Consider the following 23,133-nt stretch of genomic DNA (forward strand, 5'->3'; position numbering starts at 1 on the left):
CATGAGTGCCGACGACAGTGTCCTCGTCCGCTGTCCCAGCTGCGGAGAGAACGCGCCGCCACGCGCCAGGTTCTGCGAGAACTGCGGCACCCCGCTGGGCGCTGGCGAAGCGGACCCGACGGCTCCCTCCGAGGTGACTCTGGATGCGGCTCCCACCGTGCTGGACCTCGACCCCTCGACGGGCGAGGCCTCGGCGCGGCGGCCCTGCGCCGCCTGCGGCGGCACCATCGCCGACGACGGGTACTGCGCCGAGTGCGGCGCCCCCGGCCAGTCCGAGCGCGACCACTTCGAGGAGCGCCCGGCCGGCTGGGTCGCCGGCGTCTGCGACCGGGGTGTGCGGCACGCCCGCAACGAGGACGCGATGGCGCTCGCCGCGAGCGGCACCTTCGCCGCCCTCGTCGTGTGCGACGGCGTGTCGAGCGCACCGGACTCCGACGTCGCCTCGCTCGCCGCTAGCCGGGCCGCACGCGACGTGCTCCTGGCCTACGGGCCCGAGGGATCGAGCCCGGTGGAGGGCGCTACCAGCCGCCGCATCGCCGGCTGGACCGACGCCATGGTCGCCGCGTCCCGCGCGGCGGGCCAGGCCGTGCGGGGCGCCGCTGAGCAGCTCGCCGCGACGAAGGGGACGAACGTGGCGGAGGACCCGCCGTCGTGCACCTTCGTGGCCGCCGTGGTGGACCACGACCTGGTCGTCGCCGGCTGGCTTGGCGACTCCCGCGTGTACTGGCTGCCCGACGCCGGTCCGGCCGAGCAGCTCAGCGTCGACGACTCGTGGGCGCAGGAGATGATCGCGGCGGGCGTACCGCGTGCCCAGGCCGAGACGTCGCCCCAGGCGCACGCCATCACCCGGTGGCTCGGCCCCGACGCCCCGGACACCGACGCGCGCTGCGCGGCGACAGTCCCGTCCGAGCCGGGCTGGCTGCTGGTCTGCTCCGACGGCCTGTGGAACTACTGCTCCGACGCGCACGAGATGGGCGACCTCGTGCGGCGGTTCGCCGCCTCCGGCGACCCGCACACCGCGTCCGCGGCGCTCGTCCGCTGGGCCAACGCACAGGGCGGGCGGGACAACATCACCGCCGCGCTGGCCCGTGTCGCCACGACTGTCACCGAGCAGCGCTAGCCTGCCGTTACCGAGAGGAGCCACCGTGGCCGAGTTCTCCGCCGAGGTCTTTCAGAACGAGTTCCTGTCCGACGGCGCCACCGACGTGCACGCCATCGTGTCCGTGACCTGCGCCGGCGCCGGGGCGGCCGGGGCCGTCGGCGTCACCGCGGGCGCGAGCGCCACCACCGACGCCGTCGGCGCGGGACAGGTCGCCGAGATCGTCGCCGTCGACACGTCCGGATCGATGCAGGGCCGAAACATGGAGGCCGCCAAGCACGCCGCCGCCGTGGCGGTGGACCAGATCCCGGACGGCACGCTGTTCGCGATCATCGGCGGCTCGCACGTGGCCACCCGGATCTTCCCCTACCCCAACGCCCGGGTGCCGATGGTGGCCATGGAGCCGGGCGCCCGCAACGAGGCCAAGCGCGCCATCTCCACGATGTCGGCCAGCGGCGGCACGGCCATCTCGACGTGGCTGCGGCTCGCCGATGACCTGTTCGCCACGGTCCCGGCGGCGCAGAAGCACCTGATCCTGCTGACCGACGGCAAGAACGAGTCCGAGCCGTCGATGCACCTGGACCGGATGATCGCCGACGTCACGGGCCACTTCCAGTGCGACGCCCGCGGCGTGGGCGACCGCTGGGTGGTCGAGGAGCTGCGCAAGATCTCGACGGCGCTGCTGGGCACCGTCGACCTCATCGCGCGCCCGGAGGACATCGCCGAGGACTTCGCGGCCCTGGTGCGCAAGTCCATGGCGCGCGGCGTCGCCTCGGTGGACCTGCGGGTGTGGGCGCCACAGGGGTCGCAGGTCCTGTTCGTCAAGCAGGTGGCCCCCGAGGTCGACGACCTCACGGGCCGGCGCACCGAGGTGAACCCGCTGACCAGCGCGTACCCCACCGGCGCTTGGGCCGACGAGACCCGCGACTACCACGTGGCGGTCCGCGTGGCGTCGAAGCCCGTGGGCTCGGAGCAGCTCGCGGCGCGGGTGCAGGTAGCGGTGGGCGGCGAGGTGCAGGCGTCGGGCCTGGTCAAGGCCAAGTGGTCGGACGACTCCACGCTCACCGCGCGGATCAGCCCCGAGGTGGCGCACTACACGGGCCAGGCGGAGCTCGCCTCGGCCATCCAGGAGGGCCTGGCCGCGAAGGCTTCGGGCGACGAGGCGACGGCGACCGTGAAGCTCGGCCGCGCCGTGCAGCTCGCCGCCGAGACCGGCAACGAGGAGGCCACCTCGCGCCTGCGCAAGATCGTGGAGGTGGAGAACGAGGAGGAGGGCACCGTGCGGCTCAAGCGGAACACCGCCAAGCTGGACGAGATGGCACTCGACACAGCATCGACCAAGACCACCCGGGTACGGCGCGCATGACCGTCGTCTGCCCGGAGGGGCATACCAGCGAGTCCACGGACTACTGCGACGTGTGTGGCACGCCGATCCCGGCCGGCGCCGGGACGGCCGCGGAGCCTGCGCAGTCGGGGACCGGCGGTCCGGGCGGCGGCGCCGGCGCAGGGGGCGAGCCTGCCGCGACCCCGGCCGGTAGCCCCGTGACCTGCCCGAACTGCGGTGACCTGTCCCCCGCCGGCTCCCTGTTCTGCGAGAACTGCGGGTACGACTTCACGACCGGCACGACGGCCCCGCCGCCACCGCCCCCTTCCCCGGCGTCCGGTCTGGACCTGGGGGACCTGGGCGCGACGCAGCCCGCGGGCGGTTCGGCACAGGGGCCTTGGGCGCCGTCGTCGGGCACACCGGCGCAGGGTTCGCCTGCGCAGGGCGCGGGTCCCGCCGAGCCGTCCGGGTCTGTCCAGCAGTCCGGGTCCGCCCAACAGGCAGGCGGGCCGACGGCGGCGCCGCCGTCGGCCGCCACGCCAGCGCCGTCGGAGGGCGGCGGGCTCGCCGCGCCGCCCGTCCCGGGCGACGACGCCTGGGTGGCGGAGATCTGGGTGGACCCCGACTGGTACGCGCACGAGCGGCCCGAGGACCCGATGCCGTCGGCGGGCCTGCCCGGCCTGGTCACGCTGCGGCAGCGCAGCCTCCTGGTGGGGCGGCCGTCGAGGTCGCGCGGAATCCGGCCGGACGTCGACTGCGGCAGCGACCCCGGGGTGTCCCGGCGCCACTGCCAGCTGACCACGGACGGGCAGCGCTGGTGGGTGGAGGACCTGGGCTCGTCGAACGGGACCTTCGTCGCGGCCGCGGGCGATCCCCTGCCGGACACCCCGCTGACGCAGGGCGTGCGCCGGGAGATCGAGGAGAACGACCGGGTCTTCGTCGGCGCGTGGACGCGCTTGGTGATCCGAAAGGCGCTCCCGGGCGAGGCGTGAGTGCGGGATTCTCGCCCGGTCGGACCGTCCCGACCGGGCGAGAGTCCCGCACTCAGCCCAGGGGTCGGTGCCTGGGTGGCGTCGGCCGCTTATCGGTCTCGGTCCGCGCCAGCACCGGCGGCCGCGCCGCGCAGGCGCAGCGCGACCAGCCCGGCCCCGATCACGACCACGGCGTTGGCCAGCACCAGCACCCGGTAGTCCACGAACGCGAGCAGGCCGGCGCCGATCGCCGTCACGACGGTGCCCGGCAGGTTGTTGACCAGGTGGCCGGCGGCGGCCACCCGGCCCTGGAGCCGCTCGGGCGTGCGGACCTGGCGTTCGGTGACCCACGCGATGATCGCTGCGGTCACCCCGAACCCGAGCAGGGCCTGGCCCGCCACCGCAGGGATCACCCAGCTGAACATGAGGGGCACGAGGGCCACCCCCGAGGCGAGGATCCCCACCGCATAGACGCGCGGCCGCCCGAAGCGCGCCATGAGGCGCGGCGTGACCGCCCCGGCGACGAACCCGGCAACGCCCTGCAGCACGGTCAGCGGCCCGAGCCAGGCCGCGGGCACTCCCAGGCCGTCGAGCACGGCGAAGACGACGGCGTTCACGAGGCCGACCGACGCGAACACGATCACCGCGTTCCACGTCATCCGGCCCAGCGGCTGCGTGCCGAACAGGTGCCGGAACCCGGCGGTCGTGGCCGCCAGGTACGACTCGCCCGGCTCGTCCTCGAACCGCGACTCGGTGACCCGCACCAGGCAGAACACGACCGCCGCGCCCACGAACCCGGCGATCGCCGCCACGACCAGCGGCACCACGCCCACCAGGGCGTAGACCGCGGCGCCGAAGATCGGCAGGGCCACCCGGAACACCTGGTCGATCATCGAGAGGCGGCCGTTCGCGTGCCCAAGGGCCTCGTCGGGCAGGAGGTCCTTGAGGATGCCCGACTGGCAGGCGCCCGTCACGTACGCGACCGCGGAGTACACGAGCGTTGACGCGAAGATCACCCAGACCTGGTCCGGCCGCGTCACCCAGAACAGCGGCACCAGCCCGAGCGCGCCCACCACGTAGGCAAACACGAGCATGCGCCGTCGGGACACCCGATCCGCGAGGTGCCCCAGGAACGGCGAGGCGAGCGCGGGCAGGCCGAGCAGCGCGAACGTCACGCCGCCCAGGGCGGCGCTCCCCGTGAGGTCCGCGACCCAGACGGCCATGAGCAGGGTCAGGAGCGAGTCCGCCACGTTCGCGAGCGTCCAGCCCACCACGAGCGTACGGAAGACCGGCGTCCGCAGGTGCTGGGCCGGGTCGCCCTGCATCAGCTGCCCGACGGCGGACGGGTCGCCCTGGGCGGTCGCGTCGCCGGAGGCGGGGGGCTCGGTGGTGGTCACGGCTGCGATCCTGTCACGCCCGGCAGCGAGGGCCGCCTCGCCTGCTCGGCGCCGCCGTCGGGCGAGATCCGCCCAGCAGAAAAAGCCGTGCGCGATGCGGGCACTACCTGGGAGGCTCAGGGCACACCGCGGTGACGTCCGTCCGGTCCCATACCGGGCGGTGGACAGGGTCCGGCCAGACCCACGTCGGGAGACCGGCAATCCAGCGTCACGAAAGGCACTCACGTGCATACCGAGTACGACCTGGCGCAGTCCCTTCACCAGGACCGCCTCCGCGACGCCGAGGAATATCGGCGTTCCCGCACGCTCCGCGAGGAGCAGAAGCGACGCAAGGCCGAGGCCCGCGCCGCACACCGGAACGACAGCCGCGCAAAGGCATCCGCCCTGCGCGTGCGATCCGCATGATCCGCACGGCGCCTGCCGGACCTCCGGCACCCGGCGCCTCCGGCATCCCCGAAGCAGAGCGTGTGTCCGACACACGCTCTGCTTCGTTCTTGTGCGCCGGGTCGCGAACGCCCGTCACATGCACCGCGCTCGGACACCATCCGCGTAGCCGCTGACCTGCGGAAGGGTGCTGCACGTCACCCCTGTCCGCCTTGCGCGGGATTTCCGTAATGAGGAATGATGTAACACGACGGAAACACTGAGGAGCGCCGAGCCGCGACCCGGCCGATGCGCTCCCGAAGCACCGTCACCCTCTCCCCACCCCTGGAAGGACCACAGTCATGGATGCCCATGCCGCTTACTACATCGGCCGCGCGCAGGTCGCCGAGATCGCCCGCCGCGCGGAGGTTGCCGGCGCACAGGAGCGCGCCCTGCGCAATCGCCCCGAGCGCCGTACCGCCAAGCGCACCAAGCGTTTCCGCCTGATCTGACCCGCCCCGCCCTGACCGCCTGACCGGCCCGGGCGGACAACCTGGCCCTTCCTCGGACGACCACCGGTCGCCCCGCGGGAGGGCCTTTCGGTCTCTCCGTCCGGGCCGGCATCGTCGGCACTCTCAAGAGCGCCACCCCACCCAGCGGCGACCCGTCGGCGGCGGACGGAATAGGCTGAGGGGCGTGAGCCTTCCCAACCCCAACGAGCGCATCGTCTGGATCGACTGCGAGATGACCGGCCTGGACCTGCGCGCCGACGCGCTCGTCGAGGTCGCCGCGATCGTCACGGACTCCGACCTCAACGTCCTGGGCACCGGTGTCGATGTCCTCGTCAAGCCTCCGGCCGAGGCCTTGGCGCAGATGAACGACTTCGTCCGCACCATGCACACCACGTCCGGTCTGCTCGACGAGCTCGACGGGGGGCTGACCCTCCAGGAGGCGCAGGACCAGATCCTGGCCTACGTCCGCGAGTGGGTACCCGAGCCCGGCAAGGCGCCGCTGGCCGGCAACTCCGTCGGCACGGACAAGTCGTTCCTCGACCTGCACATGCCCGAGCTGGTGGGCTACCTGCACTACCGGATCGTCGACGTGTCGTCGATCAAGGAGCTCGCGCGGCGCTGGTACCCACGCGTCTACTTCGCCTCCCCGAAGAAGGAGGGCGGGCACCGCGCGCTCGCCGACATCCTCGAGTCGATCGACGAGCTGCGCTACTACCGCGAGGTCCTGTTCCCCGCGCAGCCCGGCCCGGACACGGCGACCGCCCGCGCCGCGGCGGAGCGCGTGGCCGAGACGTCCGTCACGAAGCAGCTCGCTCCGTAGATTTGGGTTCGGTCCGCGGCCACCGACCATGTATGCTTTTCGACGGTCGCTGGTCCACGATCGGCGAACATGGTGGGCGTAGCTCAGCTGGTAGAGCATCGCGTTGTGGTCGCGAGGGCCGCGGGTTCAAGTCCCGTCGCTCACCCCATACGCAAGGGCCCCTCGCACAGGCGAGGGGCCCTTCGTTCTTGCCGGACGACGGCGGCCGGCCCGTCAGCCCAGGAGCTTCAGCACCGCGTCCGCGAGCTTGGCCTCGACGCCCGTCCCGTACTTCATCCACAGCGACGGCTCGGTGAGCTCCAGCTCGATGACCATGGGCACGCCGTCGTCGCCCGAGACGAGGTCCACGCGCGCGTAGGTGAGGTCCGCGCCGGTGGCCTCCCGGGCCACCGCGAGCGCCCGCAGCGCCACCTCGACCTGGTCGGGGGTGGCCTCGAACGAGACCATCTCCTCCTCGGCGTACAGCTCGCTCGAGTCCTGTGCCGGGCCGGTGAGCAGGGCGTTCTTCCGCACGGCGTGGGTGAGCTCGCCGTCGATGAAGACGAGGCAGGTCTCGCCGGTGATGTCGACGGAGGTGACGTAGGGCTGGATCATGACCCAGCGGCCGTCGTCGAGCAGGCGGGTGGCGTGCGCGATGGCGAGGCCGCGCGACTCGGCGGACACGGGCTGGTAGCGGCCGGTGTTCTTCGCCCCCGCGCTGACGACGGGCTTGACCACGAAGTCGCCGAACGCGGGCATGCGGGTGTGCACGGCGCGCTTGGAAAGGTGCCGCTCGGGGTCGAGCCAGATCGTCGGGATCACGGGGATCCCGGCCTCCTCGAGCTCGCGCAGGTACCGCTTGTCGGTGTTCCATGCGATGACGTCGGCGGAGTTGGCCACCTTGGGCAGGGAGCGCGCCCACGCGAGGAACTCGTCGTGGCGCGGCGAGTAGTCCCAGGTGGAGCGGACCAGCACGAGGTCGTAGGCCTGCCAGTCCACGGCCGGGTCGTCCCACACGGCGGGTTCGGCCGTCACACCGCGCCCGGCGAGGGCGGCGATCAGCGGCACATCGTCCGTGTCGAGGTCGGGCAGCTGGGAGCAGGTGGCGAGGGCTACACGTGCGTTGGTCACGGAACGAGACTATCGGGACCGGTTCCGCGGGGTCCCGGCCTGGGGGCCTGGCAAAACGCGGCGTCGGTCACAGTGCCGGCTGGTGGCCGGACGTGTCGTCGGCGGCGTCTGCCGCAGCTGTTGGCTCCGCGTCCGCCACAGCGTCCACCACGGGTGCGTCCGGTACCGGCGCATCAGAGACCGCCGCGTCCGCCGCCCGGCGCAGCGCGCCGAGGATCCCGTCCGCCGTGAGCGAGCCGACGACGTCGCCCGACTCCCCCACGACCGGCACCCGCCCCATGGCCGATCCGGGCAGCGCCGCCACGGCCTCGAACGCGTCGGTCAGGCGCGCGCCCAGCCGCACGGGCGCGGGTGCGGGCTGGACTATCCGGTCCGCGCTCTCCAGGTCGGCGGTCTGCAGGCGCGCGAGCGCCAGCATGCGCGAGGCGGAGCCGTCACCGATGAAGTCCCGCACCCGGCCCGACGCCGGATGGGCCAGCACCGCGAGCGGGCTCGCCACCTGCTCCAGCACACCGCCGCGGGACAGGACGGCGATCCGGTCGCCGAGGCGCGCCGCCTCGTCGATGTCGTGCGTCACGAGGATCACCGTGGTCCCGGTCTCGCGCTGGATACGCATGAACTCCGTCTGCAGGCGCCGGCGGAACTCCGGGTCGACGGCGCCGAACGGCTCGTCCATCAGCAGCACCGGCGGGTCGGTCGCGAGCGCCCGCGCCACGCCGATGCGCTGGCGTTCGCCGCCGGACAGCTCGTGCGGGTACCGCTTCGCGTAGGTGGCGGCCGGCAGGCCCACGAGGTCCAGCAGCTCGGTCACGCGCGCCCGGGTGCGCTTGCGGTCCCAGCCCAGCAGGGCGGGGACAGTCGCGATGTTCGCCTCGACGGTGCGGTGCGGGAACAGCCCGACGTTCTGGATGACGTACCCGATGCGGCGGCGCAGGGCCACGGGGTCGGTGGTGGTGACGTCCTCGCCGTCGAGCAGGATGCGGCCCGACGTCGGCTCCACCAGGCGGTTGACCATGCGCAGCGTGGTGGACTTGCCGCAGCCGGACGGGCCGACGAGCGCGAGCACCTCGTGCTCGCGCACGGAAAAGCTGAGTCCTTCGACGGCGACGGTTCCGTTCCCGTACGCCTTGCGGACGGTGTCCAGCTCGATCACGGTGCGCGCAGCCATGTCGTCGAACCTACCTGGTCACGGGCACGGTACGGTCGGAGGCATGCCCGGCAACCCCTGGTTCTCCTGGTCCTACGTGGTCGACAACGCACCCGTGCTGTGGGAACGCACCATCGAGCACGCCGGCCTGACGATCGAGGCCGTGGTGATCTCCGCGGCCATCGCGATCCCGCTGGGGGCGCTGATCTCCCGGTCCCGGTGGCTGTCCGGGCCGGTGCTCGGCACGGCGGCCGTCATGTACACGGTGCCGTCCCTGGCGCTGTTCGCGATCCTCGCGCCGCTGCTCGGGATCGGCCGCACGCCCGTCCTGGTGGGCCTGGTGGTCTACGCGCTGCTCATCATCCTGCGCAATACGGTGGCCGGGCTCGAGACCGTCGACCCCGCCGTCCTCGACGCCGCGCGCGGCCTGGGCTACGGGCCGGGCCGGATGCTCTTCCAGGTCGCCATGCCGAGCGCGCTGCCGAGCATCGTCGCCGGGCTGCGGCTGGCCACCGTGTCGACCGTCGCGCTCGTCACCGTCGGCGTCGTGGTCGGGTACGGCGGGCTGGGGCAGCTCATGTTCCAGGGCTTCCGCAACAACTTCTACCGGGCCGAGATCATGACGGCCACGCTCGCGACCATCGCCCTCGCCCTCGTGCTGGACCTCGCCCTCTGGGCGGGCGGCAGAGCCCTGACCCCCTGGCTGCGCGGGAGGACCTCATGAGCGCCCCCACCGGCGTCGTCCAGGAAGCCCTCGTGTGGCTGAACGACCCCCTGACCTGGACCGAGCCCGGCGGCGTGCTCGACCTGGCGGGCGAGCACCTGCTCATGACCGCGGCCGCCGTCGCGGCGGCCGCCGCGGTGGCCGTCCCGCTCGGCGCCTGGCTGGGGCACAGCGGCCGGGGCGCGGGCCTCGTCGTCTGGCTCACCAACGCCTCCCGGGCGCTGCCGACGCTCGGCATCATCCTGCTGCTCGCCGCCGGCGGCCTGTTCGGCAACACGGCCACCGTCATCGCCGCCGCCTTCTTCGCCGTGCCCGTCCTCTTGGTCAACACCTACGAGGGCGTACGCGGCGCCGACCCCGACGCCCGCGACGCCGCCCGCGGCATGGGCATGAGCGGCGGGCGGATCCTGCTGCAGGTCGAGCTGCCGCTGGCCACCACTCTGGTCGCAGCCGGGCTGCGGGTCACCATCGTGCAGGTCGTCGCGACCATCCCACTGGCGGCGCTCGCCGGCGGCGGGGGCCTGGGCCAGATCATCGCGCTCGGCATGGGCACGCAGCGGTACGGTGAGGTGCTCGCGGGCGGCGTGGTGGTCGCGGCGCTCTGCCTCGCGATCGACGCCGTCCTCGCGATCGGCCAGCGCCTGGCCACGCCGGCCCCGCTCCGGGTCGGCGCGGGGGCCGGTTAGGCCCGCCGGAGCCTTTCCGGGCCCGGCCCGACCGCCAGCCGAAACCCGACCAAATGTAACGAGATTCTCACGAGCGGGTTTATCCCTTGCCTTCGACCGCCCGCCGGAGTCAAATAGGACAGATCGAAGCCGTAGAACAGTTGTACGTCATCCACGTTCGGAGACATTCGATGAACCTCCCCCGTACGCACGTGTCCCTGCCCCGCGCCATCGGCGCGGCGGTCGCGGTCGTCGGCCTCACTCTCCTGACCGCCTGTGGCGAGCCAGGCTCCGCCGGCGGAGGCGGCAGCACCCCAACGGGCGGCGGCGACGTCGCTGCCTGCGAGGCGGTCCCCGGCGACGAGCTCGTGGTGCTCGAGGACGACAAGCAGCTCCAGACCGTCGACAACATCATCCCGGCGATCAACGCCGCCGCGATCGAGGGCGACGACAGCCTGATCCCGCTCCTAAACACCGTGTCGGCCGCTCTCGACACCGACACCCTCATCGGCCTGAACAAGGCGGTGGACGTCGACCGGCGCACCTCCGCGGAGGTCGCCGAGGAGTTCGTGGCCGACGCCGGCCTGGACAGCCCCGAGCAGAGCGGCAGCGGCGAGATCGTCATCGGCGCCGCCGACTTCGCGGAGAGCGCCACGCTCGGCACCATCTACGCGACGGTGCTGAACGCCGCCGGGTACGACGCCGAGGTCACGACCATCGGCAACCGTGAGGCCTACCTCCCCGCGCTGGAGGACGGCGAGCAGGTCCAGGTCATCCCGGAGTACGTGGGTACCCTCACGGAGTTCATCAACAAGGACGTCAACGGGGCCGACGCCGAGCCGGTCGCGAGCAGCGACCTCGACGCCACGGTGGAGGGCCTCACCGGCCTGGGCGAGGAGGTCGGCCTCGTGTTCGGCGAGCCCTCCCCCGCGCAGGACCAGAACGCGTTCGCCGTGACCAAGGCGTTCGCGGACGAGCACGGCGTCACCACGCTCAGCGAGCTCGCCGAGGCCTGTGGCGGCCTCGTGCTCGGCGGCCCGCCGGAGTGCACGGAGCGCCCGTTCTGCCAGCCGGGTCTCGAGGAGACGTACGGCCTTCAGTTCGCGGAGTTCCGCTCGCTCGACGCCGGCGGCCCGCTGACCAAGTCGGCGCTCCAGCAGGGCGAGATCACGCTCGGCCTGGTCTTCAGCTCGGACGGCTCCCTGACGCCGTCGGAGTGACGTTGCCCGGACCAGGCCACTGACTCGGCATACCCGGTATGCCGAGTCAGTGGTTTGGTCGGACTGCGGGACTGACTCGGCGTACTGCGCACGCCGAGTCGGTCCCGCAGTGCTTGGGGTGTCAGGTCAGAGGCCGTAGGACTCCAGGAAACGGAGCCAGACCTCGCTGACCGTCGGGTAGGCGGGGACCGCGTGCCAGAGGCGGTCCAGCGGCACCTCGCCGACGATCGCGATCGTCGCGGCGTGCAGCATCTCCCCTGCGTCCGGCCCCACGAAGGTGGCGCCTACGAGGACCCGCCGCTGCGTGTCGACGAGCACCTGGGCGCGGCCCGTGTACCCGGGCCCGTCCACGCTCGCGCCGGACACCCAGGACAGGTCGTAGGACACCGCCTCCACCGGGATCCCGGCCGAGCGCGCCGCACGCTCCGTCGGCCCCACCCAGCTGACCTGCGGCCGCGTGAACACCACCTGGACGCGCGCGCTGTGGTCGGCGGTCGCGGCGTACCGCGACCACGGCTTCCCCTCCTGGCCGACGGCGGGCTCGGGGTCGCCGGTCGTCGGGGCCCGGTCGCCGTCCTCCGTGCCGTACCGGGCCGCGACCACGTCCCCGACGATGCGGCCCTCGTACTTGCCCTGGTGCGTGGTCGCTGCGCGGCCAGTCACGTCGCCGCAGGCGTACAGCCAGCCGCCGGGCACGCCCGTGACCTGCAGCGACTCGTCGACCACCAGCGCCCCGGCGCGACCCAGCGCCGACTCGTCCAGGCCTACGCTCTCCAGGCTCAGGTCGCCCGTGCGCGGCACCCGCCCCGTGGCGACGAGGATCTCGGCGGCGGTGACCTTCCCGCCGTCGGTCAGGGTGACGGTCACGGGGCCGGCCGCCTCGCTCTCGCTCCCGGTGCCGGGCCGCTCGACCGAGGCGACCTCGACACCCGTGCGGACGTCGACGCCGATGGCGCGCAGCGAGTCCACGACCATCTCCCCTGCGAACGGCTCGGCGCCGGACAGCAGGCCGCCGCGGGCCAGCAGCGTCACCTGTGCGCCGAGGTCCGCGTACGCGTTCGCCATCTCGACGCCCACCACCCCGCCGCCGACCACGACGAGAGACTTGGGGATCGCGTCGGCCGACGTCGCCTCCCGGCTCGACCAGGGCGACGCCGCCGCCAGGCCCGGGGTGTCCGGCAGGACGGGCACGCTGCCGGTCGCGACGATCACCGCGTGCCGGGCCCGCAGCAGGCGGGTCGCGGGGGCGTCGTCCGACGTCGCCGCCTCGCCGAAGCCGCTGTCGGGGCCACCCTTCGACGCCGTGACCTCAACGAGCCGCTCGCCGGCGAGCCGGCCGTGCCCGCGGACGAGGGTCATGCCCGCACCCTCGACCCACGAGACCTGCCCGGCGTCGTCCCAGCTGTTGGTGATCTCGTCGCGCCGGGCCAGGACCGCTGCGACGTCGGGCGCGCCGGGATCGGCCAGGCCGGGCGTGTCGCGCGCGAGGGCGCGGACCGTGCCCGCGCGCAGCAGCACCTTGGACGGCATGCAGGCCCAGTAGGAGCACTCACCGCCCACGAGCTCGGACTCGACCAGGGCGACGGAGAGGCCGGTGCGCGAGGCCCGGTCTGCCGCGTTCTCGCCCACCGGCCCGCCACCGATCACGATGACGTCGAACAACTCCTCGGAAAGACTCATGCCGTCATCGTGTCTCCCCGCCGCCCCGGCCGCCAGGGGGCTCAGGTTGTCAGATCCTTACGGAACTGTCAGACGCACAGGTCACTCTGACACCTCCGGCGGCTCAGGCCAGACCAGCCCGGCGCAGCGCGTCGGCCATGGCGGTGTCCGCCGGCGCAGGGCGGCCGCGGCCGCCCTGACCCTGGCTCTGACCGCCTTGACCACGCCCGTTCCGGTCGCGGCTGCCGCGCCCATCACCGCCGCCCTGGCGTCCGCCGCGCTGGCCACCGCCACGCGGCCCGCCGCCCTGGCCCGAGCCCTGCCCGTCAGCGCCCTGCCCGCCGGAGCGGGCGCCGCCCGAGGTGCGGCCACCGGGTGCCGCGCCGATCTCGTCGTCCAGGCGCAGAGTCAGGGAGACCCGCTTGCGCTGCAGGTCGACGTCCATGACCTTCACCTTGACGATGTCGCCCGACTTCACGACCTCGCGCGGGTCGCTGACGAAGTTCTTGGACATGGCCGAGACGTGCACCAGCCCGTCCTGGTGCACGCCGATGTCCACGAACGCACCGAACGCCGCGACGTTGGTGACCTGGCCCTCCAGCACCATGCCGGGCACCAGGTCGCCCAGGGTCTCGACGCCGTCCGCGAAGGAGGCCGTGGTGAACGCCGGGCGCGGGTCGCGGCCGGGCTTCTCCAGCTCGGCGAAGATGTCGGTCACCGTGGGCAGGCCGAAGGTCTCGTCCACGAACTGGGTGGGCTTCAGTGTGCGCAGGGCGCCGCCGTTGCCGATCAGCGCCTGCACGTCCGCGCCCGAGGCCGTCACGATGCGCCGCGCCAGCGGGTACGCCTCGGGGTGTACCGACGACACGTCCAGGGGCTCGTCGCCGCCCGAGACCTTGAGGAAGCCCGCGCACTGCTCGAACGCCTTGGGGCCCAGACGCGGCACGTTCTTGAGCGACGCCCGCGACGCGTACGGACCGTTGGCGTCCCGGTGCGCCACGATGTTCTCCGCGAGCGTCGAGGTGATGCCCGAGACCCGCGACAGCAGCGGCACCGACGCGGTGTTCAGGTCGACGCCGACGCCGTTCACGCAGTCCTCCACCACGGCGTCCAGCGACCGCGAGAGCTTGGTCTCCGTGATGTCGTGCTGGTACTGGCCCACGCCGATCGACTTGGGGTCGATCTTCACGAGCTCGGCGAGCGGGTCCTGCAGGCGGCGTGCGATGGAGACGGCACCCCGGATGGACACGTCGAGGTCGGGCAGCTCGGCACTGGCGTAGGCGGAGGCCGAGTACACGGAAGCGCCCGCCTCGGACACGATCGCCTTGGTCAGGCCGAGCTCCGGCGCCTTCTTCATGAGGTCGGCGGCCAGGCGCTCGGTCTCGCGCGACGCCGTGCCGTTGCCGATCGCCACCAGGTCCACGCCGTGCTTCTGGGCCAGCCGGGCCAGCACGGCCAGCGACTCGTCCCAGCGGTTCGCAGGCGCGTGGGGGTAGATCGTCGCGTGCTCCACGACCTTGCCGGTCGCGTCCACGACGGCGACCTTGACGCCCGTGCGCAGGCCCGGGTCGAGGCCCATAGTGGCCCGCGTGCCGGCGGGCGCCGCGAGCAGCAGGTCGCGCAGGTTGGCCGCGAAGACGCGCACCGCCTCGTCCTCCGCCTCGGAGCGCAGCCGCAGCCGCACGTCGATGCCGAGGTGCACCAGGATCTTGGTGCGCCACGCCCAGCGGACCGTGTCGGCGAGCCAGCGGTCGCCGGGGCGGCCCTGGTTCGCGATGTTGAACTGGTGCGCGATCGTGGCCTCGTACGACGTCGGTACGCCCGCCTCGATGCCCTCCTCCGGCTCGATCGTCAGGTCCAGCACGTCCTCCTTCTCGCCCCGGAAGAGGGCGAGCACGCGGTGCGACGGCAGGCTGGAGAGGGCCTCGCCGAACTCGAAGTAGTCCGAGAACTTCGCCCCCTTGTCCTGCGCCCCGTCACGCACGGCGGACAGCATCCGACCGCGCTTCCACAGCCGCTCGCGCAGCGTGCCGATCAGGTCGGCGTCCTCGCCCATGCGCTCCACGAGGATCGCCCGGGCGCCGTCGAGCGCCGCCGCGGCATCGGCCACACCCTTGTCGGCATCGACGTACGGACCGGCGGCCGTCGTCGGGTCGAGCGAGGGGTCGCCCAGCAACGCCTCGGCGAGCGGCTCCAGGCCGGCCTCGCGCGCGATCTGCGCCTTGGTGCGCCGCTTCGGCTTGTACGGCAGGTAGATGTCCTCCAGGCGCGACTTCGTCTCCGCGGACAGGATCTGGGCCCGCAGCTCGTCCGTGAGCTTGCCCTGCTCCTGCACCGACGCGAGGATCGCCGCGCGCCGTTCCTCCAGCTCGCGCAGGTACCGCAGGCGCTCCTCGAGGGTGCGCAGCTGCGCGTCGTCGAGCGTGCCCGTGACCTCCTTGCGGTAGCGGGCGATGAACGGCACGGTCGCGCCGCCGTCGAGCAGGTCGACCGCAGCCGTCACCTGCCCTTCTCGAACGCCCAGCTCCTCAGCGATCCGCTGATTGATACTCGCCACTTGTCCCTTACCTCACTTCTAGAAGGTCGGGACAGATTGTGCCCGGAGCCACTGACACTTGTCGCATCGACGGCGCGTGGCAAGCCGGCACGCAGGTCCGACGACGGCGGCCGCCAGGCGGGCACGGTTCAGAGCCCACAACAGCGATGACTTTCGGGCGCCCCGCGGTCTACGGTTCGCCCCCCTCCCTCACTCGAACCAGGAGACATCGTGCGGCTTCTACTGACGTCCGCGGGCGTCAAGAACACGAGCATCCACGACGCGCTGCTCGGCCTCCTCGGCCGGCCGGTCGCCGACTGCGACGCCCTCTGCATCCCCACCGCGATGTACGGGCACCCGCAGGTCGGCCCGGGAGCGGGGGCGTGGCGCTTCATCGCGGGACGGTCGGCAGAGCCCATGACCGAGCTGGGGTGGAGGTCCGTGGGGGTGCTGGAGCTCACCGCCCTGCCCACCATCAACGAGGACCTCTGGGTCCCCAAGGTCCGGGACGCGGACGTCCTGCTGGTGTCAGGCGGCGACGCCCTGTACCTGAGCCACTGGATGCGGGAGTCCGGGCTCGTGGACCTCCTGCCGTCGTTGACCGAGACGGTGTACGTGGGGATGAGCGCGGGCAGCATGGTGCTGACCCCGCGCATCGGGCAGGACTTCGTGGGGTGGACGCCGCCGTCGGGCGACGACGAGACGCTGGGGGTCGTCGACTTCTCGATCTTTCCGCACGTCGACCACCCGATGCTGCCGTCCAACACGATGGCCGCCGCCGAGCGGTGGGCGGCCGGGATCGGCGGTCCGGCGTACGCGATCGACGACGACACCGCGATCGTCGTGGCCGACGGCGCCGTCGACGTCGTCTCCGAGGGCCGGTGGAAGCTCCTGGGCGGCTGAGGCGCAAGCCCTGCCCTGGTCGCGACACAAACAGGTCGAACCGCACAGTCGCCACCAGGAGGAAGCCGTGCAGCGTCGCCGCCGAGCCGCTCGCCCCACCCCGTGCCCCGCCCACCGCCGCGCGATCGCACCCACAGCAGTGGTCGCGACCGCCGTCCTCGCCCTGGCCGCGTGCGGTCCCGCCGCCGACGAGGGCCTGGAGCAGTCGGACGCGGAGCGGGTGGTCATCACTCCGGCCGACGCGACCGCGAGCCCCGACGCCGTCGCCGCGACCGAGGAGCTGGGTCTGCTCGCGCTGCGCGCGACCGAGGAGCCGGACGACAACGCCCTGGTCTCCCCCGCGTCCCTGGCCTTTGCCCTGGCCCTGCTCGCCGAGGGCGCAAACGGCGAGACCGCCACGTCCCTGGACGCCGCGCTCGGCGCGTCGGGCGAGGATCGCACCTCCGCCTACAACGCCCTGGCGGGCGCGCTCGCGGAGCACGACGGCGACCCCGGCGTCGCGCAGGACGACGAGCTGCCGGACAGCCCGGTGCTGCACCTGGCGAACCAGGCGGTGCTGGACGACCAGCTCGACGTCGAGCAGGGCTACCTCGATGCGCTCGCCTCCGCGTTCGACGCCGGCGTGCAGCGCACCGACCTGGGCAGCCCCGAGGGCAAGAAGGTGCTGGACGCCTGGGTGAACCACAACACGGGCGGCCTGATCGAGAAGTCGGCGATCGAGCCCGACCCGGACCTGCGCCTGGTGCTGCAGAACGCCATCCTGCTCGCGGCCCGCTGGCAGACCCCCTTCGAGGAGCACTCCACCAGCGACCAGGACTTCACCGGGCCCGACGGCACCGCACCCACCGAGATGCTGCACGCCGCGGAGAGCTGGGCCTACGCGGAGGACGGCGGGTGGGCGGCCGTCCGGCTCCCCTACGCCGAGGCGTTCCACGCCGACGTGCTCCTGCCGCCGATCGGCACCGACCCGGCGACGATCGCGCCCAAGACCCTGACCGCCCTCACCGAGGCCCTCGACGCCGAGTCGCCGCGGCTCGTCGACCTCGCCATGCCGACCCTGGAGCTGGAGCCGCCCGTCCTGGACCTGGCCCCGGCGCTGGAGGAGGCCGGCCTGGGCGGCCTGTACGAGGCACCGGACCTGTCCGGCATCAGCATTACCCAGGACCTGGCGGTGAGCCAGGCGTTCCAGCAGGCCTACCTGAGCCTGGACGAGGCGGGCACCGTCGCGGCCGCCGTCACCGAGATCGGCGCCGCCGAGAGCAGCGCCCAGGTACCCACGGACCCCGCGATCCGGATGTACGTCGACCGCCCGTACCTGCTGCGGATCGCCCACACCGAGACGAACCTCCCCGTGTTCCTGGCGGCCGTGCGCAGCCCGCAGCACTGACCGGACCTGGGTCGACGGCCGACGGCGCGCAGTGCGCCGTCGGCCATTGACCCGGGCATCCAGCGCCAGTAGCGTGCGCACCAAAATGGGTTAAACCATACTTTTGTGTGGTTGATCCCCTGAGCACGAGGGGGTGCTTCATGGCGCTGTCGTTCCTCGACCGCGAGCACACGGTGGCCAAGCCCGGTTACAGCAGGTGGCTCATCCCGCCCGCTGCGCTCGCCATCCATCTGTGCATCGGCCAGGCGTACGCCACCAGCGTGTACAAGAACGCGCTGGTCGCCCACTTCGACTCGAGCCTCACCGCGATCGGCGTCATCTTCTCCATCGCTATCGTCATGCTCGGCCTCTCGGCCGCCGTGATGGGCACGTGGGTCGAGCGCGCCGGACCTCGCGCCGCCATGTTCACCTCCGCCTGCTTCTGGGCCTCCGGGTTCCTCATCGGTGCGCTCGGCATCGCGACGTCGCAGCTGTGGCTGGTCTACCTCGGGTACGGCTTCATCGGCGGGATCGGGCTCGGCATCGGCTACATCTCGCCGGTCTCCACGCTGATCAAGTGGTTCCCGGACCGGCCCGGCCTGGCCACCGGCATGGCGATCATGGGGTTCGGCGGCGGCGCGCTCGTCGCCTCGCCCCTGTCGCGGCAGCTCATGGCGGCCTACGACAGCGGGTACGACCCCTCGGACCCCACCTCCGTGGCCTCCGGCAGCGCCGTCACCTCGCTGTTCGTGACCCTGGGCATCGCGTACTTCCTGGTGATGATGCTCGGCGTGTTCACCGTGAAGGTCCCGCCGCCAGGCTGGGCGCCCGCGGGTTTCGACGCCGGTGCGGTCGCGGCCAAGCCGATGGTGTCGGCGGCGAACGTCTCCGCGGCGAACGCCATCAGGACCCCGCAGTTCTGGTTCCTGTGGACGGTCCTGTTCTGCAACGTGACGGCGGGCATCGGCATCCTGGAGCAGGCCGCGCCGATGATCCAGGACTTCTTCCGCGACGGCGGCACGTCCTCGGTCGCGCCGACGACGGCGGCCGGGTTCGTCGCGTTCCTGTCCCTGTTCAACATGGCGGGACGCTTCGTGTGGTCGTCGACGTCGGACTACATCGGCCGCAAGCCGACCTACATCATGTACCTGGGCGTCGGGATGATCCTGTACGTGCTGCTGGCCACCGTGGGCCACGTGTCCACGATCATCTTCGTGCTCGTCGCCGCCGTCATCCTGTCGTTCTACGGCGGCGGCTTCGCCACCATCCCCGCCTACCTGCGCGACCTGTTCGGCACCTTCCAGGTGGGTGCCATCCACGGCCGGCTGCTCACCGCGTGGTCGGCGGCGGGCATCGCCGGGCCGCTGATCATCAACGGCTTCCTCGACGCCCAGGGGACGCCGGGCGAGCTGGTCGCCGCCGACTACCGGCCCGCGCTGTTCACCATGGTGGGCGTGCTCGCGGTCGGCTTCGTCGCCAACATCCTGGTCCGGCCAGTGGCGGCGCGGTTCCACGAAGCGCAGGGCCACGCGGACGCGTTCGCCGAAGGAAAGGTGTGACCATGCAAGAGCAGTCGCAGGGGCAGACCCCGGACCAGGTCGGGAACCAGGTCCCGCGCCTCGTCGTCACCTGGCTGGTCGTAACGGTCCCGCTGGCCTACGGCCTGTTCCAGACGATCAAGGGCGTCATCCCACTCTTCACGGGCTAACCGCCCCCCGCCCAACCGCAAGTTGCTCACCCACGTCCCCCGCCGAACCGCAAGTTGGTCACCCACCTCCCCGCCGAACCGCAAGTTGGTCACCCACGTTCCCGCCGAACCGAAACGACACGCCGAAAAACTTGGTGACATCGGAGTGTCGTTTCGGTTCGACACCCGGGACCACTTTTAACGTGCGGATGGGCGGGGGGAGCGTTCACCGGCAACTTGCGGTTCGGGTCAGATCAGCCGGTCCGCCCGTGTGTAGACGTTCATCGAGTCGCCGCGCACAAAGCCCAGCAGGGTCAGGCCGCACTCGTCCGCCAGGTCCACCGCGAGCGTCGACGGCGCCGAGATCGCGGACAGCACCGGGATCCCGGCCCGCGCGGCCTTCTGCACCAGCTCGAACGACGCCCGCCCGCTGACCTGCAGGATCGTCCCGGCAGCGGGCAGGACGCCGTCGCGCAGCGCCGCGCCGACCACCTTGTCGACGGCGTTGTGCCGGCCGACGTCCTCCCGCACGTACAGCGGCTCGCCGTCGGCCGTGAACAGGCCCGCGGCATGCAGGCCACCCGTCCGGTCGAAGGCGCGCTGGCGCTCGCGCAGCAGGTCGGGCAGGGCGGCGATCACGTCCGTGCTCACCGTGACCGGGTCGCTCTTGACCGGCCACCGCAGCCCGGCCCGCACCTCCACCACCGTGTCCGACCCGCACACCCCGCAGGCGCTCGTCGTCGCGAAGGCCCGCTGCCGCGGCGGCTCGACGCCGCGCGCGAGCGCCACCTCGACGGTGTTGTCCTCGTCGGGGCACAACCGCATCCCCACGATGTCCGACGGCGCGGCCACCGAACCCTCTGAGACCAGCCAGCCGGCCACGAGGTCGAAGTCGTCGCCGGGCGTGCGCATGGTCACGGTCAGCGCCTCGCTGCCCGACGCCGCGCCACCGCCCGACGCCGCGGAGCCCGCCGTCGGGCCGCCCACCGGCACGATGCCGCGCGCCGCCACCCGGCTGCCGCCCGACGCCCCGCCCGGGCCGACCAGCCGGACCATGAGCGGTTCCTCGACGGCGAGCGTGTCCGGGCGCGCCGCGCGTGCGCCCTCGCGGACGCGGACGACGCGCCGTCGGTCGGTGACGACTCCCATGCCGCCAGTCTCGCACCCCCGGGGACCGATATGTCATACCTCCACACGCGGGTGAATCGAGCGTAGGGTCGGCAATGTGACCGACGTGAGCGACGAAGCCCGCACCGACGCCCCCGAGAAGACCCTGCGTATCGGCCCCCCGAAGACCAGCGCCGCCGGCGTGCCCGGCGTCGTCCACGGCCTGGCCCACGTCTTCGACGAGGCCGGCGTCGCGCGCGGCCTGCGCACGCTCCCCCTGCTCAACCAGCAGCGCGGTTTCGACTGCCCCGGCTGCGCCTGGCCCGAGCCGGGCAAGCCGCACCTCGCGGAGTTCTGCGAGAACGGCGCCAAGGCGGTCGCCGAGGAGGCCACCCGCAAGCGCGCCGACGCCGCGTTCTTCGCCGAGCACCCGATCTCCGAGCTGGCGACCTGGACCGATCACCGGCTGGGCAAGTCCGGGCGGCTCACCGAGCCGATGCTGCGCGAGGAGGGCGCCGACCACTACCGGCCCGTGTCCTGGGACGAGGCCCTCGACCTGGTCGCCACCGAGCTCCGCGGGCTGGACTCGCCGGACCAGGCGGCGTTCTACACCTCGGGCCGCACCAGCAACGAGGCGGCGTTCGTCTACCAGCTCCTCGCGCGCAAGCTCGGCACGAACAACCTGCCCGACTGCTCGAACATGTGCCACGAGTCGTCCGGCACGGCGCTGACGGAGACGCTGGGCATCGGCAAGGGCAGCGTGTCCCTCCAGGACATCACCGACCACGCCGACCTGATCGTCGTCGTCGGCCAGAATCCCGGGACCAACCACCCGCGCATGCTCACCGCGCTGGAGGAGGCCAAGGACCGCGGGGCCCGGATCGTGGCGATCAACCCCCTGCCCGAGGCCGGGCTGCAGACCTTCAAGAACCCGCAGCGCGTGCGCGGCGTCGTGGGCCAGGGCACAAAGCTCGCCGACCGGTTCCTCCAGGTCCGCCTCGCCGGCGACCTGGCCCTGTTCCAGGCCGTGAACCGCCTGCTGGTAGAGGCCGACGACGACGCCCGCACCGCCGGGCACCCGCCGGTCCTGGACCACGACTTCATCCGCGAGCACACGTCCGGTTTCAATGCGGCCGCGGCGTCCTGGCGAGCCGTGAAGCAGTCCGACATCGAGCTGGCGACGGGCCTGGACTGGTCGGAGATCGAGGCCTTCGTCGACGACGTCAAGGCCGCCGAGAACGTCATCGTCTGCTGGGCGATGGGCCTGACCCAGCACAAGCAGGCAGTGGCGACCATCCGCGAGGTGGTGAGCTTCCTCCTGCTGCGCGGGAACGTCGGCCGCCCGGGCGCTGGCGCGTGCCCGGTGCGCGGGCACAGCAACGTGCAGGGCGACCGCACCATGGGCATCTGGGAACGGCCCGGCGCGCCGTTCCTCGACGCGCTCGCCGCGGAGTTCGACTTCGAGCCGCCGCGCGCCCACGGGTACGACGTCGTCGACACCGTCCGGGCCCTGCGCGACGGGCACCTCAAGGTGTTCATGGCGGTGGGCGGCAACTTCGCCGCGGCCACCCCGGACAGCGCCGTCACCGAGGCCGCGCTGGGCGAGGTCCCGCTCACGGTGCACGTCTCGACCAAGCTGAACCGCTCGCACGTCCTGCCCGGGAAGCGGTCCCTGGTCCTGCCGTGCCTCGGCCGCACCGAGCGGGACCTGACGGGCGGGCGCGAGCAGGTCGTCACCGTCGAGGACTCCATGAGCGTGGTGCACACGTCGCGTGGGCGGCTGGACCCGGCGTCGGCCCATCTGCGCAGCGAGACCGCGCTTCTCTGCGACCTGGCCCGCCGGGCCCTCGGCCCGGAGGACCCGACGCCGTGGGAGGAGTTCGCCGACGACTACGCGCGCATCCGCGACTCGATCTCGCGCGTGATCCCGGGCTTCGAGGACTTCGAGCGACGGGTCGCCGAGCCCGGCGGGTTCGTCCTGCCCCACCCGCCGCGCGACGCCCGCGTTTTCCCGACGCTCACCGGCAAGGCCAACTTCACGGTGAACGAGCTCGAGATCGTGCGGGTGCCGGAGGGCCGCCTGCTGCTCCAGACGGTCCGCTCGCACGACCAGTTCAACACCACCGTCTACGGCCTCGACGACCGGTACCGCGGCGTGAAGGGCGGCAGGCGCGTCGTGTTCGTCAACCCCGAGGACCTGACGGCCCTCGGGTTCGCCGACGGCGAGACGGTGGACCTGGTCAGCGAGTGGTCCGTGCAGGACGGCGGCACGGAGGAACGCCGCGCCTCGGGGTTCCGCGTCATCGCCTTCCCGACGGCGCGGGGGTGCGCCGCCGCCTACTTCCCCGAGACCAACGTGCTGGTCCCCCTGGACCACACGGCCGAGGGCAGCAACACCCCGGCGTCGAAGTCGGTGGTAATCCGCCTGGCCGCACCGCAGCCCTGAGCGGCGCGTCCCGTCGTCCCTGCACGACGGCGGCCGTGGTCACCTTCACGAGGAAGGTGACCACGGCCGCCGTCGGA

19 protein-coding genes and 1 tRNA gene are annotated in these 23,133 nt (G+C 72.6%); 14 read left to right on the forward strand and 6 right to left on the reverse strand.

From position 1 onward, the window contains the following. The first annotated feature begins 1 nt into the window (after nucleotide 1). The 3 genes from C8K30_RS03535 to C8K30_RS03545 are packed head-to-tail and all read left to right on the forward strand — an operon-like array spanning nucleotide 2 to nucleotide 3,415. Nucleotides 2-1,120, forward strand: a complete 1,119-nt coding sequence (locus C8K30_RS03535) for a PP2C family serine/threonine-protein phosphatase (RefSeq protein ID WP_108491463.1) — start codon at nucleotides 2-4, stop codon at nucleotides 1,118-1,120. A gap of 25 nt (nucleotides 1,121-1,145) precedes the next feature. Then, the gene (locus C8K30_RS03540) at nucleotides 1,146-2,465 is read left to right on the forward strand and encodes a VWA domain-containing protein (RefSeq protein ID WP_108491464.1); all 1,320 of its coding nucleotides are present in this window, start codon (nucleotides 1,146-1,148) and stop codon (nucleotides 2,463-2,465) included. After that, nucleotides 2,462-3,415, forward strand: a complete 954-nt coding sequence (locus tag C8K30_RS03545; protein ID WP_108491465.1) for an FHA domain-containing protein — start codon at nucleotides 2,462-2,464, stop codon at nucleotides 3,413-3,415. The genes C8K30_RS03540 and C8K30_RS03545 overlap by 4 nt, the downstream gene beginning before the upstream one ends. An 89-nt stretch (nucleotides 3,416-3,504) precedes the next feature. Here the strand turns inward: C8K30_RS03545 and C8K30_RS03550 are convergent, their stop codons facing one another. Further along, a complete protein-coding gene (locus C8K30_RS03550) occupies nucleotides 3,505-4,791 on the reverse strand; it encodes an MFS transporter (protein WP_158280924.1) in 1,287 nt (428 codons plus the stop codon). 725 nt (nucleotides 4,792-5,516) lie between these two features. Between C8K30_RS03550 and C8K30_RS30620 the strand changes: the two genes are divergently transcribed. From C8K30_RS30620 to C8K30_RS03560, 3 genes are all read left to right on the forward strand, one after another. Next, a complete protein-coding gene (locus tag C8K30_RS30620) occupies nucleotides 5,517-5,666 on the forward strand; it encodes a hypothetical protein (RefSeq protein WP_158280925.1) in 150 nt (49 codons plus the stop codon). A gap of 184 nt (nucleotides 5,667-5,850) precedes the next feature. After that, nucleotides 5,851-6,486 carry an oligoribonuclease gene (gene orn / locus C8K30_RS03555; protein ID WP_108491467.1) on the forward strand — a complete coding sequence of 212 codons (636 nt, stop codon included), beginning with the start codon at nucleotides 5,851-5,853 and terminating at the stop codon, nucleotides 6,484-6,486. Between the two features lie 72 nt (nucleotides 6,487-6,558). Then, nucleotides 6,559-6,634: transfer RNA gene (locus C8K30_RS03560), tRNA-His, on the forward strand. Nucleotides 6,635-6,699: 65 nt separating this feature from the next. On the opposite strand, the gene C8K30_RS03565 is transcribed toward C8K30_RS03560, so the two are convergent. Both C8K30_RS03565 and C8K30_RS03570 read right to left on the reverse strand, forming a co-directional pair. Beyond that, entirely contained in the window at nucleotides 6,700-7,596 is an 897-nt protein-coding gene (locus C8K30_RS03565) for a RimK family alpha-L-glutamate ligase (protein ID WP_108491468.1), read from the reverse strand. A gap of 67 nt (nucleotides 7,597-7,663) precedes the next feature. After that, complete coding sequence (locus tag C8K30_RS03570; RefSeq protein WP_199230321.1) at nucleotides 7,664-8,764, reverse strand: ABC transporter ATP-binding protein; 1,101 nt, start codon at nucleotides 8,762-8,764, stop codon at nucleotides 7,664-7,666. A 43-nt stretch (nucleotides 8,765-8,807) separates the two neighbouring features. Between C8K30_RS03570 and C8K30_RS03575 the strand changes: the two genes are divergently transcribed. From C8K30_RS03575 to C8K30_RS03585, 3 genes are all read left to right on the forward strand, one after another. Continuing rightward, nucleotides 8,808-9,467: an ABC transporter permease gene (locus C8K30_RS03575; protein ID WP_108491469.1), complete on the forward strand. Its 660-nt coding sequence runs from the start codon at nucleotides 8,808-8,810 to the stop codon at nucleotides 9,465-9,467. Then, nucleotides 9,464-10,153, forward strand: coding sequence for an ABC transporter permease (locus C8K30_RS03580; protein ID WP_108491470.1), 690 nt, complete (start codon nucleotides 9,464-9,466; stop codon nucleotides 10,151-10,153). Before C8K30_RS03575 ends, C8K30_RS03580 begins: the two co-directional genes overlap by 4 nt. Nucleotides 10,154-10,323: 170 nt before the next feature. Then, nucleotides 10,324-11,352: a glycine betaine ABC transporter substrate-binding protein gene (locus C8K30_RS03585; RefSeq protein ID WP_108491471.1), complete on the forward strand. Its 1,029-nt coding sequence runs from the start codon at nucleotides 10,324-10,326 to the stop codon at nucleotides 11,350-11,352. 126 nt (nucleotides 11,353-11,478) lie between these two features. Here the strand turns inward: C8K30_RS03585 and C8K30_RS03590 are convergent, their stop codons facing one another. Together C8K30_RS03590 and C8K30_RS03595 are read right to left on the reverse strand one after the other, a co-directional pair. Then, nucleotides 11,479-13,032, reverse strand: coding sequence for an NAD(P)/FAD-dependent oxidoreductase (locus tag C8K30_RS03590; RefSeq protein ID WP_108491472.1), 1,554 nt, complete (start codon nucleotides 13,030-13,032; stop codon nucleotides 11,479-11,481). 103 nt (nucleotides 13,033-13,135) lie between these two features. Continuing rightward, on the reverse strand, nucleotides 13,136-15,568 hold the full coding sequence (locus C8K30_RS03595) for a Tex family protein (RefSeq protein WP_108491473.1): 2,433 nt from the start codon (nucleotides 15,566-15,568) through the stop codon (nucleotides 13,136-13,138). 210 nt (nucleotides 15,569-15,778) lie between these two features. Here C8K30_RS03595 and C8K30_RS03600 point away from each other — a divergent pair, with 210 nt between their 5' ends. From C8K30_RS03600 to C8K30_RS30905, 4 genes are all read left to right on the forward strand, one after another. Further along, a complete protein-coding gene (locus tag C8K30_RS03600; RefSeq protein WP_108491474.1) occupies nucleotides 15,779-16,450 on the forward strand; it encodes a Type 1 glutamine amidotransferase-like domain-containing protein in 672 nt (223 codons plus the stop codon). A 67-nt stretch (nucleotides 16,451-16,517) separates the two neighbouring features. After that, entirely contained in the window at nucleotides 16,518-17,837 is a 1,320-nt protein-coding gene (locus tag C8K30_RS03605; protein ID WP_108491475.1) for a serpin family protein, read from the forward strand. A gap of 146 nt (nucleotides 17,838-17,983) precedes the next feature. Then, nucleotides 17,984-19,375 carry an OFA family MFS transporter gene (locus tag C8K30_RS03610; RefSeq protein ID WP_199230361.1) on the forward strand — a complete coding sequence of 464 codons (1,392 nt, stop codon included), beginning with the start codon at nucleotides 17,984-17,986 and terminating at the stop codon, nucleotides 19,373-19,375. Between the two features lie 2 nt (nucleotides 19,376-19,377). Then, a complete protein-coding gene (locus C8K30_RS30905) occupies nucleotides 19,378-19,524 on the forward strand; it encodes a hypothetical protein (protein WP_165919678.1) in 147 nt (48 codons plus the stop codon). Between the two features lie 228 nt (nucleotides 19,525-19,752). Here the strand turns inward: C8K30_RS30905 and fdhD are convergent, their stop codons facing one another. Continuing rightward, nucleotides 19,753-20,652 (reverse strand): formate dehydrogenase accessory sulfurtransferase FdhD, encoded by a 900-nt coding sequence (gene fdhD, locus C8K30_RS03615; RefSeq protein WP_233256949.1) that lies wholly within the window; start codon nucleotides 20,650-20,652, stop codon nucleotides 19,753-19,755. 76 nt (nucleotides 20,653-20,728) lie between these two features. Between fdhD and C8K30_RS03620 the strand changes: the two genes are divergently transcribed. Next, entirely contained in the window at nucleotides 20,729-23,056 is a 2,328-nt protein-coding gene (locus C8K30_RS03620) for an FdhF/YdeP family oxidoreductase (RefSeq protein WP_108491477.1), read from the forward strand. Nucleotides 23,057-23,133: the final 77 nt, after the last annotated feature.

Source organism: Promicromonospora sp. AC04 (genome assembly GCF_003058225.1).
Taxonomy (GTDB): domain Bacteria; phylum Actinomycetota; class Actinomycetes; order Actinomycetales; family Cellulomonadaceae; genus Promicromonospora.